Below are 18537 nucleotides of genomic sequence, written 5' to 3' on the forward strand. Positions count from 1 at the left end.
AATGTTGGAAACAAACTAAAAATATCTCCTTGGAAGTTTCCAGGTAGTTATTTGGTAAATAGCCGTGAATGTATGTAAAGCACTTACTAAGACATTATAGAATCTATTCTCTGATACTCGCTCTTATAACTATCTCATTACACATTTTTTTCAGTTTAATTTTAACCCAGCTTTGCCAAAAAATATGAAGATATTTTCAAAAGTAATAGGGGTTATAATGGTTGTGAGAGAAAGAGGGAAGATAGGGAAATGGTAAGAGAGGAAAAGTTCAAAGTTCAACACGTGTAATAATACCGTACGCATTGTAATTTCCGAACAATAAAACTTGAGTTGTGCGTAGCCAATATACTATACAAATGCTTTATTACACGTGTTCAAGGTTCAATGTTCAAGGTTCAACCCTTGGAATACTAAATTGCAAATTTTAGCTTACAAGTAATGAACCTTATACTTATATCTCAAAAAAACATATGCAAAAACCTTATTCCACGAGTTCAAAATTCATCATTTATCATTTTTCTATCCCCTTAATCTAAACCTAAGCCTTAACCTGAATTTTCAATAAGTTACATTAAAAGATGGAAAACTTGGATTAAAACAATAAAGTTTAAAATGAATCTACAAGTTGATAACTAAAAGGAATTATGGTGCCCAAGGGGGGACTCGAACCCCCACGGGATATTACTCCCACAGGATCCTGAATCCTGCGTGTCTACCAATTCCACCACTTGGGCAATAGAACTATTTTACTAATACAGAAAGAGGTTTAAGCTTTTTGCCAAATTTTGTCAAGTGCAAAAAAGTAGATAGATACAAAGATTTATCAAGAAAAAATTAATTAAAGTGGTAAACATCTATCTACTATTTACCGTAATTAAAATATACTTCAAACGATAAAAAACAATTAAAAGGATTTAACAAAGAAATTTTATTTGAATAGCAAAATTATATGCTATAATAGTTTATATAATAATTATGTTATATTTATTGAATAACTGTTTAAAAAATAAGATTATTTTCATTGTAATTTTATTTTTTGCATTTAGTATCTTAGCGTTTGCAGAACATAAAAATATTTTGATTTTACATTCATATCATCCGGAATACACATGGACATCTACAATTGATTCAAAGATAAAAGAGGTATTATCAAAATATAATGATATTGAATATTTTACAGAATATTTAGACACAAAAAGGTTTAACTCTCCACAATATCTTAAATTAATTAAAAACAATCTGATTTTTAAATATCAAAACAAAAAAATTGATTTGATAATTGTAGCAGATAATACTGCTCTAAATATTATCGTGGATTTAAAAGATAAAATTTTCAAAAATATACCTGTAATCTTTTGCGGAATTAATCATTTTAAAAAATCCTTATTGAGAAATTACAGGGATATCACCGGTGTTAGAGAAGATCTCAGTGTGGATGAAACAATTAATATTATTAATAAACTTCATCCAGAAATTAAAAAAATCCTGTTTTTAGGAGATACTCACTTTTTGGTTTATAAATATTACAATAAAGGTGTTGTTCAGGATTACATAAAAAACTCAACTCAAAAAGAATTAAAATTAGAAATCGTTGAAAATAAATTTTTAGATGATTTAGTTAAAGAATATAAAAATGTTAAAAATGTTGCTTTTATTGTTATTTCTGGTCTGCGTTTAAAGAATGGTGAATTTCTTTTAATTAATAAAGCATCAAAATATTTGGCTGATAAAATTCCTGCTCCATTTTATACGCTATGGGATATTGTAGTTTATAGTGATGGTGCAGTAGGAGGAAAAGTTGTAAATGCAAGTGAACAAGGAAGGTTAGCTGCTCAATATGCAATTAAGATATTAAAAGATAATATCTCACCTGAAAATTTGGATATTATTACATCAACAAAAGCAAATCGCTGGTTATTTAATTATAAATATCTGGAAAAATTTGGCATTAAACTTACATCACTGCCAGAAAATAGCATAATCATTAACAAGCCGAATAACTTTATAAAAATACCAAAGAAGAATATTTATATCATAATTTCACTATTATTAACCATTACCGCTGTCTTGACAACAATAACTCTCTATAAAATAAGGACTGAGACCATTTTACAAAGGTATAAAATAATTACTGATAATACCTTTGATATAATAATCGAAACCGATGAGAAAGGTAACATTCATAATATAAATGGTAAGTTTAAAGAAATTTTAGGTTTTGATAAAGATGAACTTTTACAATTGAATATAAAATTCTTTTATGATGACGAAAAAGAAAGAGATAAGTTTATCAATGACATTTTACTAAACAGACAAATAAATAATTATCTTAGAGTTCTAAAAAATAGAAATAATGAGAAAAGATATTTTTTACTATCCGCCACACTATTTAAAAAAGGTCGAAATTTTAGAATCTTGAGCGTTTTAAAAGATATAACTAATGAGTTTATTCATAAAGAGGAATTATCTTTTTTTGAATATATAATTGAAAACTCTCCTTTGATTATTGTTATTACTGATATGCAAGGTAAAATTTTAAAAGTTAACAAATTTGCTGCTGACAAAATGGGATTTAAAAAAGATGAACTAATAGGCAAAGATATTAGGGAGTTTAGAAGCAAAGAACATAATGAAGAATTTTATAATGATTTATGGAATTCTTTGAAAGAAAAAGGATTCTGGCAGGGAGAGTTTATAAACAAAAGAAAAGATGGAACAATCTTTTATGAAAATGCGGTTATAACAAAAATGAAGTATAAAAATCAAGATATTGTAATTAAATTTGGTACAGATATTACCGAGTTGAAAAAGTATGAAAAACAGATGATGGCGAATCAGAAATTTGAATTATTAGGGAAGTTTTCCAGTAGTATCGCTCACGATTTTAATAATATTTTAGCTGTAAATTCAAATTACACCCAATACTTAAAAATGAAACTAACTGATGAAAAAGACCAAATAATATTAAAAAAGATACTTGATAGTATCAACAGAGGTTCTCAGTTTATCTCCCAACTACTAGCATTTAGTAGACAAAGTGAAAGTAAAACTATTCAGTTAAATATTTCTAGATATGTGGAAGATGAAAAAGATACATTTAGGAGAATCATAAACGACTCAATTGATTTATCAGTAGAGGTAAAACAGAAAAAATTGTTTATTAATACCGATCTCATTCTTTTAGAACAAATGTTTTTAAATTTATTAAAAAACGCAGAGTATGCTTTGCTTAACGACAATAAAAAGGAAAAAAAATTAAAGCTTACTTTAGATAAAAAATGTTTTAGTGAAAATGTCAAAATTGAAGATTTTACAATAAAAAAAGGTTGTTATGTTGAAATAACCATAGAAGACAATGGAATAGGAATAAAAGAAAAAGATAAAAGTAAAATTTTTGAACCATTTTTCACTACAAAGCCATCTGGGGAAGGAACAGGACTTGGATTATCATCGGTTTATGGTTTTATAAAAAGATTTAATGGATACATTATTGTTAAAAGTGAATATAAAAAGTATACTAAATTCATAATTTATTTACCTCTGCTTAATGATGCTTCTGAAGATAATTATGAACAATCAAAAGAAAACAATAAAATAAGTGGTAACAATATTAAAAAGATAGTATTTATCGATGATAATATAGATATCCTTGAAGGTGTCAAAATAAGCTGCGAAGCTCTTAATATAGACGTTGTACCATTTTCAGATGGTAATGAAGCTGTAAAATATATTGTAAACCATAAAGATAAAATTGATTTAGTAGCCACAGATATAAGCATGCCAGGTTTTTCAGGTAATGATGTTGTTAGAATTTTATTAAGTAAAGGTTTTAATAAACCTATTATTATGATTTCAGGTTACGGAATTAATGCAGCAGATAGCGATTTATTAAATTACGATAATGTAAAATTTTACAGAAAACCATTCAAGCTGATTGACATATTAGAAACTCTAAATAATTAAACAGGTGGTATATAATACCACCCTTAAAATGTTAAATTAATTTGTCTTCAAATTATCAGAAACCTTGAATTCGCAACCGGTATATTTTCTAATATCAGTCAAATTAGAAAATGGAGAAATCTCTATTAATGTTAGTCCACCTTTATCTATGGTAAATACCCCTTTATCAGTAACAAGCATATCCACAACTTCTTTGCCTGTAATAGGCAAACTACATTCCTCTAAAATTTTCGGAGATCCATTCTTGGTCACATGCTCCATCATTACAATAACCTTTTTAACACCATTAACAAGATCCATAGCACCACCAGGCCCTTTGACCATCTTTCCAGGTATCATCCAGTTTGCAAGATCCCCTTTTTTGCTCACCTGCATACCACCAAGAACAGTCAAATCTATATGACCACCTCTCACCATGGCAAAAGATTCTGAAGAATCAAAGAAACATGCACCTTTTTTATATGTAATGGTCTGTTTCCCGGCATTAATTAAATCTGCATCTGCCTCGGCCGCAGTCTCCGGAAATGGTCCTATTCCAAGTAAACCGTTTTCCGAATGCAAAGTTATATCCATATCATCCGTAATAAAGTTTGCTACCAAAGTAGGCATACCAATACCAAGGTTTACATACATCCCCTTTCTAAGTTCCTGGGCAACCCTTTTTGCCATCCACTCCCTTTTCTCATTAAATTTGGCTTCTTTCATATTTTCCAAAGTTGTAAGCTGTTCAATTCTCTTTTCGTACTGCTCACCCACAACTAATCTATCCACATAAATACTTGGCAGATGAATATAATGAGGATCAAGCTCACCAGTTTCTACTATCTCTTCCACCTCAACCACTGTAAATTTTGCCGCCTTTGCACACACTGCATTAAAGTTATTTGCCGTATATCTGAAAACCACATTCCCTTTTTTATCTGCCTTCCACCCCTTTACAATGGCCAAATCTACCACAATACTCTTCTCTAAAACATATTCTTTACCATTAAAAATCTTTATTTCTTTACCCTTTGTTAAAATTGTACCATATCCTGTTCTGACATAAAAAGCAGGTATGCCTGCTCCTCCAGCTCTCAGTCTTTCAGCCAATGTACCTTGGGGAACAAGCTCTAACTCAAGTTCTCCATTTAAATACAGTTGTTCAAAAATTTTGTTCTCACCCACATATGAGGAAATCATCTTCTTTATTTGTCTTGTTTGAAGCAGTAACCCCAGACCAAAATCATCAACTCCTGCATTATTACTTACAAAGGTCAAATTTTTGACACCAGACTCTTTAATGGCGTTAATTAAATTTTCCGGGATACCACACAAGCCGAACCCACCTGCAGCAATCACCATTCCATCTTTTAGAACATCTCTTAAAGCTTCTTTTACCGAATTGCAAATCTCAGCCATTGTTTCCTCCTTTAATCTTTTGGTACCCCGTCTTTATCCCACCCTCTCAATGCATAGTAATCCTGCAATAATCTATTAAACTCATCTTCTTTTAAAACTTTGCCACTTTCCAAAGGCTCTTCAAAAAGCCTCTTTGGTAGTTTATCAAGAGAAAAAATCTTGTCAGGATTTTCCCTTATATTAAACTTTTTTGCTAATGAAATAATTTTATTTGCACGCTGTTTTAACTCTTCTTTTGTTACGCTATTATCTCCATACAACATTTGCCAGAGTTTCAAAGTCTCATCCCATAAGTAAGTATCTCTGAAAAACCTACACAAAATAAACGTATCGAAAATACAAAACCTATCTTCCCAATCAACAAGCAATTCGGCCTTACCCTCAAGCACATCAGGATCTATTACGCCACTCAACTCCGCTTTGTAAAATCCGCTTCTCAAATGGCAGGCACCTCTGCAAGATACGGCATAACCAAGAGCAGTCCCTTTCAAAGCCCTCGGATCATATCCTGCCGGCTCAAGCCCTTTGTTATGGATAGCAAGATCTTCTGCATCAAAATATCTAGCCGCATACTCTATTCCGTGGCTCAATATCTCTCCCACACCATCCCCATAAACAATCTTTTCAATCAGTTCAATGACATGATTTACATTTCCATATTCATATCTCTCTTTTATTTTACCTATAGCTGATAGTTCCATAGCAAAAGCAACAATGTTTCCTGCTGTAATTGTATCAATTCCTAATCTGTCACATTTATCATTAATATAAATAATATCTTCTATGTCTCTAATACAGCAAAGACCTCCAAAAGCATAAAGAGTTTCGTATTCGGGACCTTCCAAAATAATGCCAGGATATTTACTGTCAGGTCTTGTTTTTGTAAGATTTCCACAAGAAATAAAACATGCTGGACAAGCTTTAGGTACAACATCACAAATCTCTTTCTGCCTTTCAATGGTAATATTTTCAAAACCATCCAATTTCCCTTTATGCCAATATCTGGTAGGAAACGCTCCCACTTCATTTAATAAAGACACCCCCATGGCAGTACCAAATTCTTTATATTTCAATGAGATAGGATCATTTTTACCTTTTTCACCAATCAACTTAAAAAACTCTTCCAGCTCATCCGGAAAACCTATCTCTCTTTTTGCATTACCATGAAAAACTATCCCTTTTATCTTCTTACTTCCAAAAACGGCACCAATACCACCTCTACCAATACTTCTCCAATAATCATTCTCCACCAAAGCAAACTTAACAAGATTTTCTCCGGCAGGCCCAATCACTATGGCACCAGCCCCTTTTACCCCCACTCTTCTCTTCAGTTCATCTTCCGTATAATAGGTATCTTTACCCCACAAATCAGAGGCATCATGAAACTTCACTTCTTTATCGGAAATCTCAAGAAAAATAGGAGCGTTGCTTTTTCCTCTTATCACAATGGCATCATAACCTGTCCTGGAAATCGGTTTTGCAAGTTTACCACCTGCAGTACTATCCACATAACAGTTGGTAAGAGGACTTTTTGTGTAAACACCAAAACGATAGCTCCCCCAAACCTTCTGATCAGCAGCCGGTCCCACATTTATTATCAGATGATTATCTTCCGAGAAAGGATCCACACCTTCCGGATTCAATTCATAAAGAAGATACGTACCTATCCCTTTGCCCCCACCATAACTATCCAATACATCATCAGACAAATCTCTAACTTCATAACTTTTAGAATTTAAATCGATAAAGAGATATTTTTTGTAAAATGGTAACATCTTCCACCTCCCAGTTAAATTATAACATTATTTCATCTTTAAATTCAACAAAGGATCTGAAAATGTTTAATGATGGATGTATCTTATAAAGTATAAAGATTTAGGCAGATTTAAAAATTGACTTTTATATGACTTTACAAAAATATATCATTAAAATTACTAGGGGGATGAAATGATCACATCAGATTTAATAAAATTTTTAAAACGTATTAATCATAAAGGCTATTTAAATTACCAGATGTTAAAAAATTACCCACTAATATCAGATAATTACTCTCTACATTTTCTCAAAATTCAAAAAGATCCATTTGCCTCTCCATCTCTGTTGGAGCTAACTATAAATTTAGATTTTCTAGGGTATCCATCTTTCTTCTTTGAAAATGACCATAGAAAAATTGCATTTCAGGATTATCTTTTGAGAATACTAAAAACAACAGCTGACAAATTTAGAGGTTTTATTAAAGGATCAGGCAAAAGTGGCGTGATTTTTGTAAACTCAGGTGGACAAAAAATTATTGAGCGTTCTAGTTTGAAATTCACAGATAACCAACTCAAATTTTTGTTCAACATTGGGCTTCCTGCATCTGGTCGCTCCATCCTATCAGATGAATGTGCTAAAATATTCAATAAAATCACACCATCATTTATAGAGACAATCCTATGGAAAAACCTAAATAAAGAAGCATGTTATTTACATGTAAAAACATACGAAAACTTTTTTTATATAAGAAATCAGCTTGATAAACTCGGTCTAATTGCATTTATAAAAAACGGCTCCATACTTCCAAGAGAATCTTCAATCAGTGATAAACCCAAAAAAAATGCTTTGAAATTTCAATCCCCTAATACTTTAGAGATTAAAGTAAAACTACTTCATCCCATTATTGAAGATAATATAGAAAAAAATGAAATCACAGGTATGGGGATAAAAAAAGGGATTACAGTAATCGTTGGTGGTGGATATCATGGTAAATCAACCTTGTTAAATGCTTTAAGTCATGCTGTTTATCCACATATTCCTGGCGACGGTAGAGAATATGTTGTAGTAAAAGAGTCAACAATGAAAATCAGAGCAGAAGATGGAAGATTTGTTGAAAAAACAGACATAACCCCTTTTATTAACAACTTACCTGATAAAAACAATACAAAGGAATTTTCCACACTAAATGCAAGTGGCAGCACATCCCAAGCAGCAAACATCATAGAAGCTATTGAAATGGGTGGTGAAGTTTTTCTCATAGATGAAGATACATCAGCCACCAACTTTATGATAAGAGATTACAAAATGCAAAAACTTATTCCAAAAGAAATCGAACCCATAACACCATTCATTGACAGAGTAAAACAATTAAAAAATGAATACAACATTTCCACTATCCTTGTCACTGGCGGAAATGGCGATTATTTAGATGTGGCGGATACTGTAATTCTCATGAAAAATTATACACCTTACGATTTCACAGAGAAAGCAAAAGAAATTATAAAGCAATTTGATAGTAAAAGATTAAATGAATCCTCACCCCATTTTGATGTCACCTTCCAAAGAACAGTCCAATCCTCTACCTTTAACTTTATTTATAAAAGCAAACGATTGAAAATAAAAACATTAAAAAAAGATCGTCTTTATATTTGCAGAGAAGAAATTGATTTAAAAATGATTGAACAAATTGCAGAAGAGTTGCAGGCTGAAACTATCGGCTATTACATCAACTACATTGCAAATAATTTCACAGGCCTAACCATTGAAGAAATAACCTCAAGACTTAAAAAAGAACTTGCTTCTTATGGCTTTAAACACCTTGAAAATAAGAATAATAGGTTAGTAAAACCCAGAGTTTACGAAATTATTTCCGCATTAAACAGATTGAGAACCTTAAAAATCAAAAAAGGGGGCTAACGGCCCCCTTATTGTTAATGTAGTAAATTATAAAACATTTCCAAAATAACATTAAACGGTACAAGGGTTGTAACCTTGTTCTCCATAATATCATCAAGGAAATTCTTGTAATTTTCAAAGAATGTTTCTTCTTTTGTATGTAGTGACTTGATATAAAATTTATCCATACAACTTTTTTCAGTAAGTAATTTTTGAAGTAATTTTAAGCGATTAAGTAGATTTTCTCTATTAATTCTATCCCACTCACTTGTAATGACAATCTCTTTAATAGCATTTTTAATTTCTAAGAATTTAAAAGTTTCACCCACTTTGAAATAGCTGTTAATTGCAACATCTATATCATAACCCTTGCTTACAATTAATTCAAATATATCAAAAGCAGGCTTAGAATATTTTATTCCAGCTATCTGCTTCGCTAAACCACCTGGAATTCCACCATCCTTTAAAGAATCTCCAAACTGCTTCATCATATCTTTTACTTTGCCTGTAACTTTTGCAGGTATTCTTTCCATAATTTTCAAAAATAATTCTTTATTATCTATAAGCGCTTTAAAATTATCCTTATTAATAAGCCATTGTACTCCCACTTTTAATGTTTTTTCCAGTTCAATTAAAGCATTGTATTGAGCTTCCGCAGTTGCTTTATTATCCAGAGCAAAAATTCTTTCTCTAACATTATTTATGTCCAATAATTCTTCTATAAACATATAATTACTAATCAAAGTTGAAAAATCCTGATTAGTATTTTTAAATAATTCTATAAAAAATGTTATCCCGGTCTGGTTCACCACTTTGTTAACAATAACCGTAGCTGCAATCTCCTTTGCTAGTTTGTGTTCAAACAAGTGTTCTCCAAATCTTTTCTTCATATAATCTGGATAATAACTCATATAATTCTTTCTAACTAAAGGATCATTCATATCAATATTTTTCTCTATTTCGTTATATAAAAAGATTTTCACATAAGAAAGAAGAACAGCAAGCTCGGGTCTTGTCACATTCCTTTTTTCTTTTATGAAGCTTATATTTTCAAGTTTAAAATCAAGTAACCCCACTTCTTTTAAAAACTTAGCAGTCTCTTCAAAAAGAATCTGATTTGTCTTAGATCTTATCAAATCACAACTTACAGCAAGAGATTGCATATAATTATCTTTTAAAACAAGCTTTTCAACCTCTTTGGTTAAGTCTAAAATAAGTTTATTTCTCTCTTTTATATCTTTCACAAGTTTTTTCTTAATAAACTGGTCAAGTATAATCTTAAGGTTAACCTCGTGGTCAGAAATATCTACACCACCGGAGTTATCCAAAGCATCAGTATTTATCTTACCGCCTAAAAGCGCATACTTTATACGTGCTTTTTGAGTTAAACCAAGATTACCACCTTCACCAACTACCTTAACCTTCAAATCTTCTGCATTAATCCTTACGTTATCATTAGCATGATCACCTACATCAGCATTAGTTTCTGATGAATCCTTTACATATGTTCCAATTCCACCATTCCATAAAAGCTCAGCATCAAGCTGCAATATCATTCTGATTAGCTCTTCACCTGACACTTCATCTTTTGTAGTTTTGAATAACTCTTTCATCTGCTTGGTCAACTTGATACTTTTTGCAGACCTGTCAAAAACACCACCACCTTCTGAAATTACCTTGTCGCTATAATCTTTCCAGGTAGATCTTGGCAATTTAAAAAGTCTCATTCTTTCAATATAACTTACATCTGCATCTGGATTTGGATCCACAAAGATATGCATATGGTTAAAAGCTGCAAGTAGTCTCGTCTTCCCAGACAAAAGCATACCATTTCCAAAGACATCACCTGACATATCTCCAATACCAACCGCAGTAAATTCCTCTTTTTGAATATCTTTTCCAAGCTCTCTGAAATGCCTTTTAACACATTCCCATGCCCCTTTAGCAGTAATACCAATCTTTTTATGGTCATAACCTGTTTTACCACCTGAAGCAAAAGCATCACCTAGCCAAAAACCGTATTCCATGGAAATTTCATTTGCAATATCACTAAATGTGGCAGTCCCTTTATCAGCAGCAACTACAAGATATGGATCCTTTTCATCATAGACAACCACATTGTCTGGATGAACAATCTTTCTGCCATGATAATTATCAGTAATATCAAGAAGCCCTCTAATAAATGTTTTGTACTGATCTATTACATGCTGCAGATCTTTCTGTTTATCAGAGAAACGTTTTTTTACAATAAATCCGCCTTTAGAACCCACAGGAACAATTACCGCATTCTTCACCATCTGTGTTTTCATAAGCCCAAGTATCTCTGTCCTAAAGTCATCAGGTCTATCACTAAACCTCAATCCACCCCTTGCAACTTTTCCGCCTCTCAAGTGAACCCCTTCCATCTGAGGGCTATGGACATATATTTCATACAGTGGTTTTGGATCAGGGATAAAATCCAGATTTCTACTTGAAATTTTTATTGAGATATAATTTCTTTCTGGCACTTTATAAAAATTCGTTCTTACAATAGCATCAATAAGTTTTAAAATTTTTCTAAAAACTGAGTCTTCCACAAGTGTCTGAACCTTATCAAGGTTTTCCCAAACATCTCTTTTTATTTCTTCGTAAGCCTTAACCTCTTTTGAAATATTAAATTTTTCTTCAAACAATTTTACTATTTTCTTTGTAATATCAGGATATTTGAGCAATGTCTGACTTATTGTAGCCCTGCCCAATCCAGTATCTACCTGCGCAATATAATTTCTCAAAGTTCTTAAAATTTCCACTTCTCTGTAATTGAGTTGCTCCTTTAGCAATAAACTGTTTAACTTATCATTTTCACACTTTTCTTTAACAACTGCTACCACCATTTCAGGTAATATTTTACCAAAAGTGTTTACAAACTTTTCACATTCACCTACATCATCCAGTAAAATACTGCTTAAGTATAGAGAATCTTTACCTGTTTTTACTTCATAAATTTCATCTTCAATAACTTTCAATCCCATATTATCAATTACAGGCATGATATCAGTAAGTAGTATCCTTGCTTTAGAATAAATTTTTAAATACACTTTATTATTGTAAGTAGAGAGTCTTGCATAAATATCTTTCAAATCATATAAAATTTTCACATCTACTGCTGCTTCTGACGGCGGGGTTTTAGACTTATAACTTTCACTCAAATTATTAGCAAAAATATTATAAAGATCATCAGCAATACGTCCTGTATATTTATATGATAACACATCATGAAGTAAATCATTCCAATCCTTGATTTCATTTATCACAATATCTTTAAGACCTGTTTCATCTTTTTGTTCTATTACTTTTACCTCTTTTGCAAGTACATGAAGGTGTAAAAATACATAACCATGCTCATCATGCCTTACAGAGATATCCAAAGTTTTACCACCATAATATTCAGCTACTTTTTCGCTTATACTGTTAACCACTTCTGTAGAATAACGGTCAGATGGAAATACAATAAGAGCATAAAGATGCTTACTGGGTAGAAAATGTTTTGTGTAAATCCTTATCTGATTTTTCCCCTGGATTGTTAGTAAGAGTCTAATAACCTCAACCAATGAATCTTTATCCAGATTAAATATTTCTGTTTTCGGATAATTATTTAATGTATCTTGCACCCACTTAAAATCATGTGAGCCTTTAACAAATTTAAAATAATTAAACAGGTTATCAATCTTCTTTCTCAAAAGAGAAATTTTATGAGGAGGAGTGGCAATACCAATTTTACCAAAAACTCCTAAGATTGTTACAGCTCTACACTTCCCATTATCATATTCCACAAACATTATACGATCATAATTTTTTCTTTTTTTAATTTTCGATTTATATAATGCTTTATCTATAATTACTGGATACCCTTCCACAAACTTTAATCTTTTTTCTCTTATTGCATCCACAAGCTTTGGGATAATATTTGTAGTCCTATTAAGCTTATACACTCCTAGTTGATCAGCTTTAAACTCTCCTTTTTGAAGATCCGTAACATCTAAAATTCTTATTCCCTGCAGTATAAAAGCCCCATCAATAAGCCAATCTATAAAATCTGCCACCTCAGGATTCTTGTTTCTATAATCCTCAGATAAATTGGATAAAACGGTTTTCATTTTTGGATAATCATCTACGGCAAGTATAATTTCATCATAAATTTGTTCTATTTCACTTGAAATCTCATGGAGCTTTTCTTCATCAATCTCTTCTAGAAATATAATTACAAAAGATTCATTGTTAAAACCAAGATCAGGATCACCTATCTCAACAATATTCCCCCTCTTATCTCTTTTTACATTAAAAATGGGGTGCAATAAAAACTGCTGATTGTATTTTATCTCATAAAAATACTCTCTTATGCTATCCACTATAAAAGGTCTATCATCTGTTACGACAGAAAGAATGGAAAAATTACCTATAAAAAACTTTGATTCTAAAGCATGTATTTTATCCATATAATATTTTTTTCTTTTTCTGTTATTTAGCACATCGTAAAGATAGTTTAAAAAACTTAACAAATCATTATCACTCAAGATTTCAATTAAATTTTGAGGTAAATGAGAAAAAATAAGCTTTGCAAAACTAAATTTTGGACTACTTTCACCGTATTCCTTTGTTATCAATTTTAAAAACTTCTTAAAATTCTCCTCTTGCTTAAAATCTTTTAAGATTTCTTTGCCTGTTAAACATGAGATGTTGAGCATGACCCACTCCTAAAGGTTTATTTTATCTGGTTATAAATATTATAACTTTTTTAATAATACAAGTATTTTCACAAATAATTAAAAAATTATTTTTTGCCCTACTAAATTTGTAAATTATAATTTTTATACACTGTTTTAGTTTTTTTTATTACACATTTGTTAAGAAACTTCTTACTTTCAATTAGATTAAACATTTTTTAATGATATTTAAAAACTTAAAAACAATTCTCCCAGTTAGCCCCCAGATAATCAAATCTTCAAACTTATAAAAATAAACTATTCTCTTCTCTCCATCTTTCACCCAATTTTCAGTCCAAAACACTGATTCATCAAAAAAATATCTAACAGGAACAGCAAAAACCCTCTCCACTTCTATATCATCACAATTAAAAGATATATCATTCAAATTTTTTACAATAAACCCCACATAGGGTGTCACTTTATACCCTGTTATGGAATATTCATCATCAAGTTTTCCAAGGATTTTTATATACTCGGGAGGTATACCTATTTCCTCTGAGGTCTCACGTAATGCCGTAATTCTTAAGGTATCATCAGAGTTTTCACAGCTGCCACCAGGAAAAGATACTTCACCACTATGATTATTCAATCGTTTATGTCTTTTGGTAAAAATGATTTTTAAAATATTTTCTTCATATATTAGAGGAACAAGAACAGCAGCAGTCTTGCCTACAGGCTTTTTTTTCTCTCTAAGATATCCTTTTAGTACATATGAAATACAATCAAGTTCATTACTTGTCAGACTTTATTTCTCCTCTTACAAAGATTCTATTTTAGCTTCTAATTCAGCTAACTTTGCTTCCAATTTTTTCAAATCATCTTTGCTTACCAAATTCATTTTATCTAATACAGTTTTTATCATTTTTTCCATAAAGTCTTCAAGTTCTTTTGTATTACTTTCAAGCCCTTCGATAATATCCTTCACAAGCTTATAATCTTTAGCAGAATCTTCTCCTTTTTTTATAAGTGATTCATAAAACTCTTTCGCTTTCTCTTCTGTGAGACTTGCAAGACCTATACCTGCAAAAATCAGCTTCTTTGCCAGTTCATTCATTATTCCCTCCTAATTCAAGAAATCGTTTAATTTTCTTTTTAAAGCTTTTTTACGCAACTTTCCTAATGCTCTTGCCTCTATCTGACGAACCCTCTCCCTACTAATATTCAGAATTTCTCCTATCTCCTCAAGGGTTTTTGGAGCCCCACCATCAAGTCCAAATCTCCATTTAATAATCTGTGCTTCTCTATCATTTAATTCCGAAACTATCTCTTCTATATTGTTTTTCAGTGTATTTAAGAAAATCTCTTCTTCAACACTTTTCCCGCCAGATTCTAGTAAGTCGATAAAAGATTTATCCTCACCCTCCTTTATCGGAGCTTCAAGGGAAAGATAGTTTCTTGAGACTCTCAAAACATTTTCCACATCCTTCTCATCCATATTCAAATAAAGGGCAATTTCATCAGGTGTAGGCTCACGCCCAAGCTCTTTACTTAAAGTTTCAATGGCTTCATTGATTTTATAAAGGATGCTTGCCTGTTTTAAAGGAAGTTTTACAGTTCCCGACTGCTCGGCCAAAGCCTGAATGATAGCTTGTCTTATCCACCAAACAGCATAAGAGATAAATTTTACACCTCGTTCAGGATCAAAACGTTTTGCTGCTTCAAGTAATCCAAGATTACCCTGATTTATTATATCAGCAAGTGGCAAACCTGTATTTTTATACCTGTTAGCAATGGAAACTACAAATTTGAGATTTGATAAAACAAGCTTCTCCAGTGCTTTCATATCACCTTGCTGAATTTTTTTACCAAGCTCATATTCTTCTTCTTTACTTAGAGGTTTAAACTGAGAAATCCTGTTAAGATAATTCTTTAGTCCATCTTCAGAAATATCATCAATCAAAGGTATCTCTAAAAATTCTTCTTCTTTTTTTTCTATATCAGCTTTCTCCATAACCCCTTCCATATTATCCCTTGATTAATATGATATATATCCTCTCCACTTGTTCAATTATTATAACATAAATTTTATCTTTTGCATAATCAGAAATTAAAAATAAAAAAAGGGGGAAACTCCCCCTTTAAATTTTAATTTTTCTCAATTACCAATTCTTCATTCTGAAACTTAATCTTAACCTTATCTCCAGATTTAATATTTCCTTTAATTATTTCTTCAGCAATCTTGTTTTCTATCAACCTCTGGATAGCCCTCTTCATTGGTCTCGCACCAAATTTTGGATCATATCCAGCTTTAACCACCATATCTACCGCACTCTCATCAAATTCAATTTCAATATTATTCTCTTTCAATCTCCTAGCAAAATTATTCAACAAGAGTCTAGCAACCTCTCTCAAGTGTTCATCACCCAATGGATGGAACACTATTATATCATCTACTCTGTTAAGAAACTCAGGTTTAAAGTAATTGTTCAACTGTTGAAACACAAGCGACTGAATTCTTTCATAATTTTCTTCCCAATTACCACCTTTTTGAAACTCTTCCTGTATCAAACTGCTACCAATATTAGAAGTCATTATGATTACTGTATTTCTAAAATTAACTGTCCTACCTTTAGAATCTGTTAATCGTCCGTCATCTAAAATCTGAAGCAACAGGTTAAACACGTCTGGATGAGCCTTTTCAATTTCATCAAGCAATATTACACTATAAGGTCTTCTCCTTACTCTTTCTGTAAGCTGACCACCTTCTTCATATCCCACATATCCTGGAGGAGCACCTATCAATTTTGCCACAGCATGCTTTTCCATATATTCACTCATATCAATCCTTATCATCGCATCTTCCGAATCAAAGAGAAACTCAGCCAAAGCTTTTGCAAGCTCAGTCTTACCAACACCTGTAGGCCCTAAGAAAATAAATGAGCCTATAGGTCTATTAGGATCATTAAGTCCTGCACGACTTCTTCTAATCGCTTCACTTACCGCTTTAATTGCTCTATCTTGACCTATAACACGCTTGTGGAGATACTCTTCCATTTTGATAAGTTTATCAGCTTCTTCCTCCAGCAATTTATTCACAGGAATACCGGTCCATTTTGATACAATAGCAGCAATATCTTCTTCATCTACTTCTTCTTTAAGCATCTTTTTATTCTTTTGAACCTCTTTCAATTTATTATTTACTTCTTCAAGTTTTTGCTGCAATTCGATTAATTTGCCATATTTAATCTGAGACGCAAGCTCAAGATTACCTTCCCTTTCTGCTCTCTGCATCTCTATTTTCGCTTGCTCAATCTCTTCTTTAATTTTCCTTGATTCCATAATCAGGTTCTTTTCATTTTGCCAATGTGTTCTCAATTCATGTATCTTTTCCTGCAAATTACTAATCTCCTCTTCAAGCTTCTGCAATCTTGTTTTACTTGCCTCATCTTTTTCTCGTCTTAATGCCTGTCTTTCTATCTCAAGCTGTCTCAATTTCCTTTCAAGTTCATCCAATTCACTTGGCAGACTATCAATCTCCATTCTCAATTTTGCTGCAGCCTCATCAATCAGGTCAATTGCTTTGTCAGGCATCTGTCTATCACTAATATATTTATTTGCAAGATACGCAGCAGCAACAATAGCTGAGTCTTTAATCTTAACCCCATGATGCACTTCATACCTTTCCTTCAATCCTCGTAATATGGAAATGGTATCTTCCACTGAAGGTTCATCAACAAACACAGGTTGAAACCTTCTTTCAAGAGCTGCATCTTTTTCTATATATTTTTTATACTCGTCTAAAGTTGTGGCTCCTATACAATGCAACTCTCCTCTTGCAAGTGCTGGCTTTAAAATGTTCGCTGCATCCATCGCCCCTTCAGCAGCACCGGCACCAACCAGAGTATGAAGTTCATCGATAAATAGAATTATTTCACCTTCACTTTCCCTTATCTCTTTTAAAATAGCTTTTAACCTTTCTTCAAATTCTCCACGAAACTTTGTCCCTGCTATCAATGCCCCCATATCAAGGGCAAGAACTTTTTTATTCTTCAAAGAATCAGGCACATCACCATTTGCAATTCTTTGTGCTAAACCTTCTACAATGGCAGTTTTACCAACCCCAGGCTCACCTATCAATACAGGGTTGTTCTTGGTCCTTCTTGAAAGAACATGTATAACCCTTCTAATTTCTTCATCTCTACCAATTACGGGATCTAATTTTCCATTTCTTGCCGCTTCAGTCAGATCTATTGTATATTTTTCCAAAACGTTCATCTTCTCTTCTGGATTCTGGTCAGTTACTCTACTAGAACCTCTAATCTCCTTAATTGCTTTTTCTACAACTTTTCTATCAAGGCCATATTTTGTTATTATCTGTCTAAGACCATACCCAGCATTCTCTATTACACCCAAAAGCAAATGCTCTGTGGAAACATACTCGTCCTTAAACTCCTTTATCACTTCAAATGCAAAATCGATTGCCTTCTTTGCATCTGATGACATATAAACCTGTTCAGAACCACTAACTTTGGGCAAGCCATCAATAGCTTTTTCCACTTCCTCTTTCAGTGCAGCCACATTAACACCGATTTTTTGCAGTAAAGGAACTATTAATCCATCTTCCTGAGTGATCAATGCATATAAGATATGATCCGGCAACAGCTGTTGTTGTTGTTTATCTTCTACAAGCTTTATTGCATTTTGCAATGCATCACTTGCTTTTATTGTAAGTTTGTTCCAATTTATCATAGTTACCTCCTAATTTATAAATTTTATTTCAAACTATTATGTTTTTCCGCCTTTGCCCGTTCATGAGCGGTTGAGGCGGATCGCAATG

9 protein-coding genes and 1 tRNA gene are annotated in these 18537 nt (G+C 32.1%); 2 read left to right on the plus strand and 8 right to left on the minus strand.

All coding sequences use genetic code 11. The features are described 5' to 3' along the window. Window positions 1-645: 645 nt before the first annotated feature. Window positions 646-734 (minus strand) — tRNA-Leu (locus tag FHQ18_RS12315). A gap of 241 nt (window positions 735-975) precedes the next feature. On the opposite strand from FHQ18_RS12315, the gene FHQ18_RS12320 reads away from it, so the two are divergent. Continuing rightward, window positions 976-3963, plus strand: a complete 2988-nt coding sequence (locus FHQ18_RS12320; RefSeq protein ID WP_149267471.1) for an ABC transporter substrate binding protein — start codon at window positions 976-978, stop codon at window positions 3961-3963. Between the two features lie 36 nt (window positions 3964-3999). Here FHQ18_RS12320 and FHQ18_RS12325 read toward each other — a convergent pair whose 3' ends face one another. Continuing rightward, entirely contained in the window at window positions 4000-5364 is a 1365-nt protein-coding gene (locus FHQ18_RS12325) for a 3-oxoacid CoA-transferase (RefSeq protein ID WP_149267472.1), read from the minus strand. 11 nt (window positions 5365-5375) lie between these two features. Then, window positions 5376-7139: an aldehyde ferredoxin oxidoreductase family protein gene (locus tag FHQ18_RS12330; RefSeq protein ID WP_149267473.1), complete on the minus strand. Its 1764-nt coding sequence runs from the start codon at window positions 7137-7139 to the stop codon at window positions 5376-5378. A 172-nt stretch (window positions 7140-7311) separates the two neighbouring features. Between FHQ18_RS12330 and FHQ18_RS12335 the strand changes: the two genes are divergently transcribed. Further along, window positions 7312-9036: an ABC-ATPase domain-containing protein gene (locus FHQ18_RS12335; protein WP_149267474.1), complete on the plus strand. Its 1725-nt coding sequence runs from the start codon at window positions 7312-7314 to the stop codon at window positions 9034-9036. Window positions 9037-9050: 14 nt separating this feature from the next. On the opposite strand, the gene FHQ18_RS12340 is transcribed toward FHQ18_RS12335, so the two are convergent. From FHQ18_RS12340 to clpB, 5 genes are all read right to left on the minus strand, one after another. Beyond that, entirely contained in the window at window positions 9051-13739 is a 4689-nt protein-coding gene (locus FHQ18_RS12340) for an NAD-glutamate dehydrogenase domain-containing protein (RefSeq protein ID WP_149267475.1), read from the minus strand. 181 nt (window positions 13740-13920) lie between these two features. Then, window positions 13921-14502: an NUDIX hydrolase gene (locus tag FHQ18_RS12345; protein ID WP_149267476.1), complete on the minus strand. Its 582-nt coding sequence runs from the start codon at window positions 14500-14502 to the stop codon at window positions 13921-13923. Between the two features lie 15 nt (window positions 14503-14517). Continuing rightward, a complete protein-coding gene (locus tag FHQ18_RS12350; RefSeq protein ID WP_149267477.1) occupies window positions 14518-14814 on the minus strand; it encodes a phasin family protein in 297 nt (98 codons plus the stop codon). Between the two features lie 9 nt (window positions 14815-14823). Continuing rightward, window positions 14824-15711: a sigma-70 family RNA polymerase sigma factor gene (locus FHQ18_RS12355; protein WP_246798773.1), complete on the minus strand. Its 888-nt coding sequence runs from the start codon at window positions 15709-15711 to the stop codon at window positions 14824-14826. Window positions 15712-15845: 134 nt separating this feature from the next. Next, on the minus strand, window positions 15846-18449 hold the full coding sequence (gene clpB / locus FHQ18_RS12360; protein ID WP_149267479.1) for an ATP-dependent chaperone ClpB: 2604 nt from the start codon (window positions 18447-18449) through the stop codon (window positions 15846-15848). Window positions 18450-18537: the final 88 nt, after the last annotated feature.

The organism is Deferribacter autotrophicus, assembly GCF_008362905.1.
GTDB classification, from domain to species: domain Bacteria; phylum Chrysiogenota; class Deferribacteres; order Deferribacterales; family Deferribacteraceae; genus Deferribacter; species Deferribacter autotrophicus.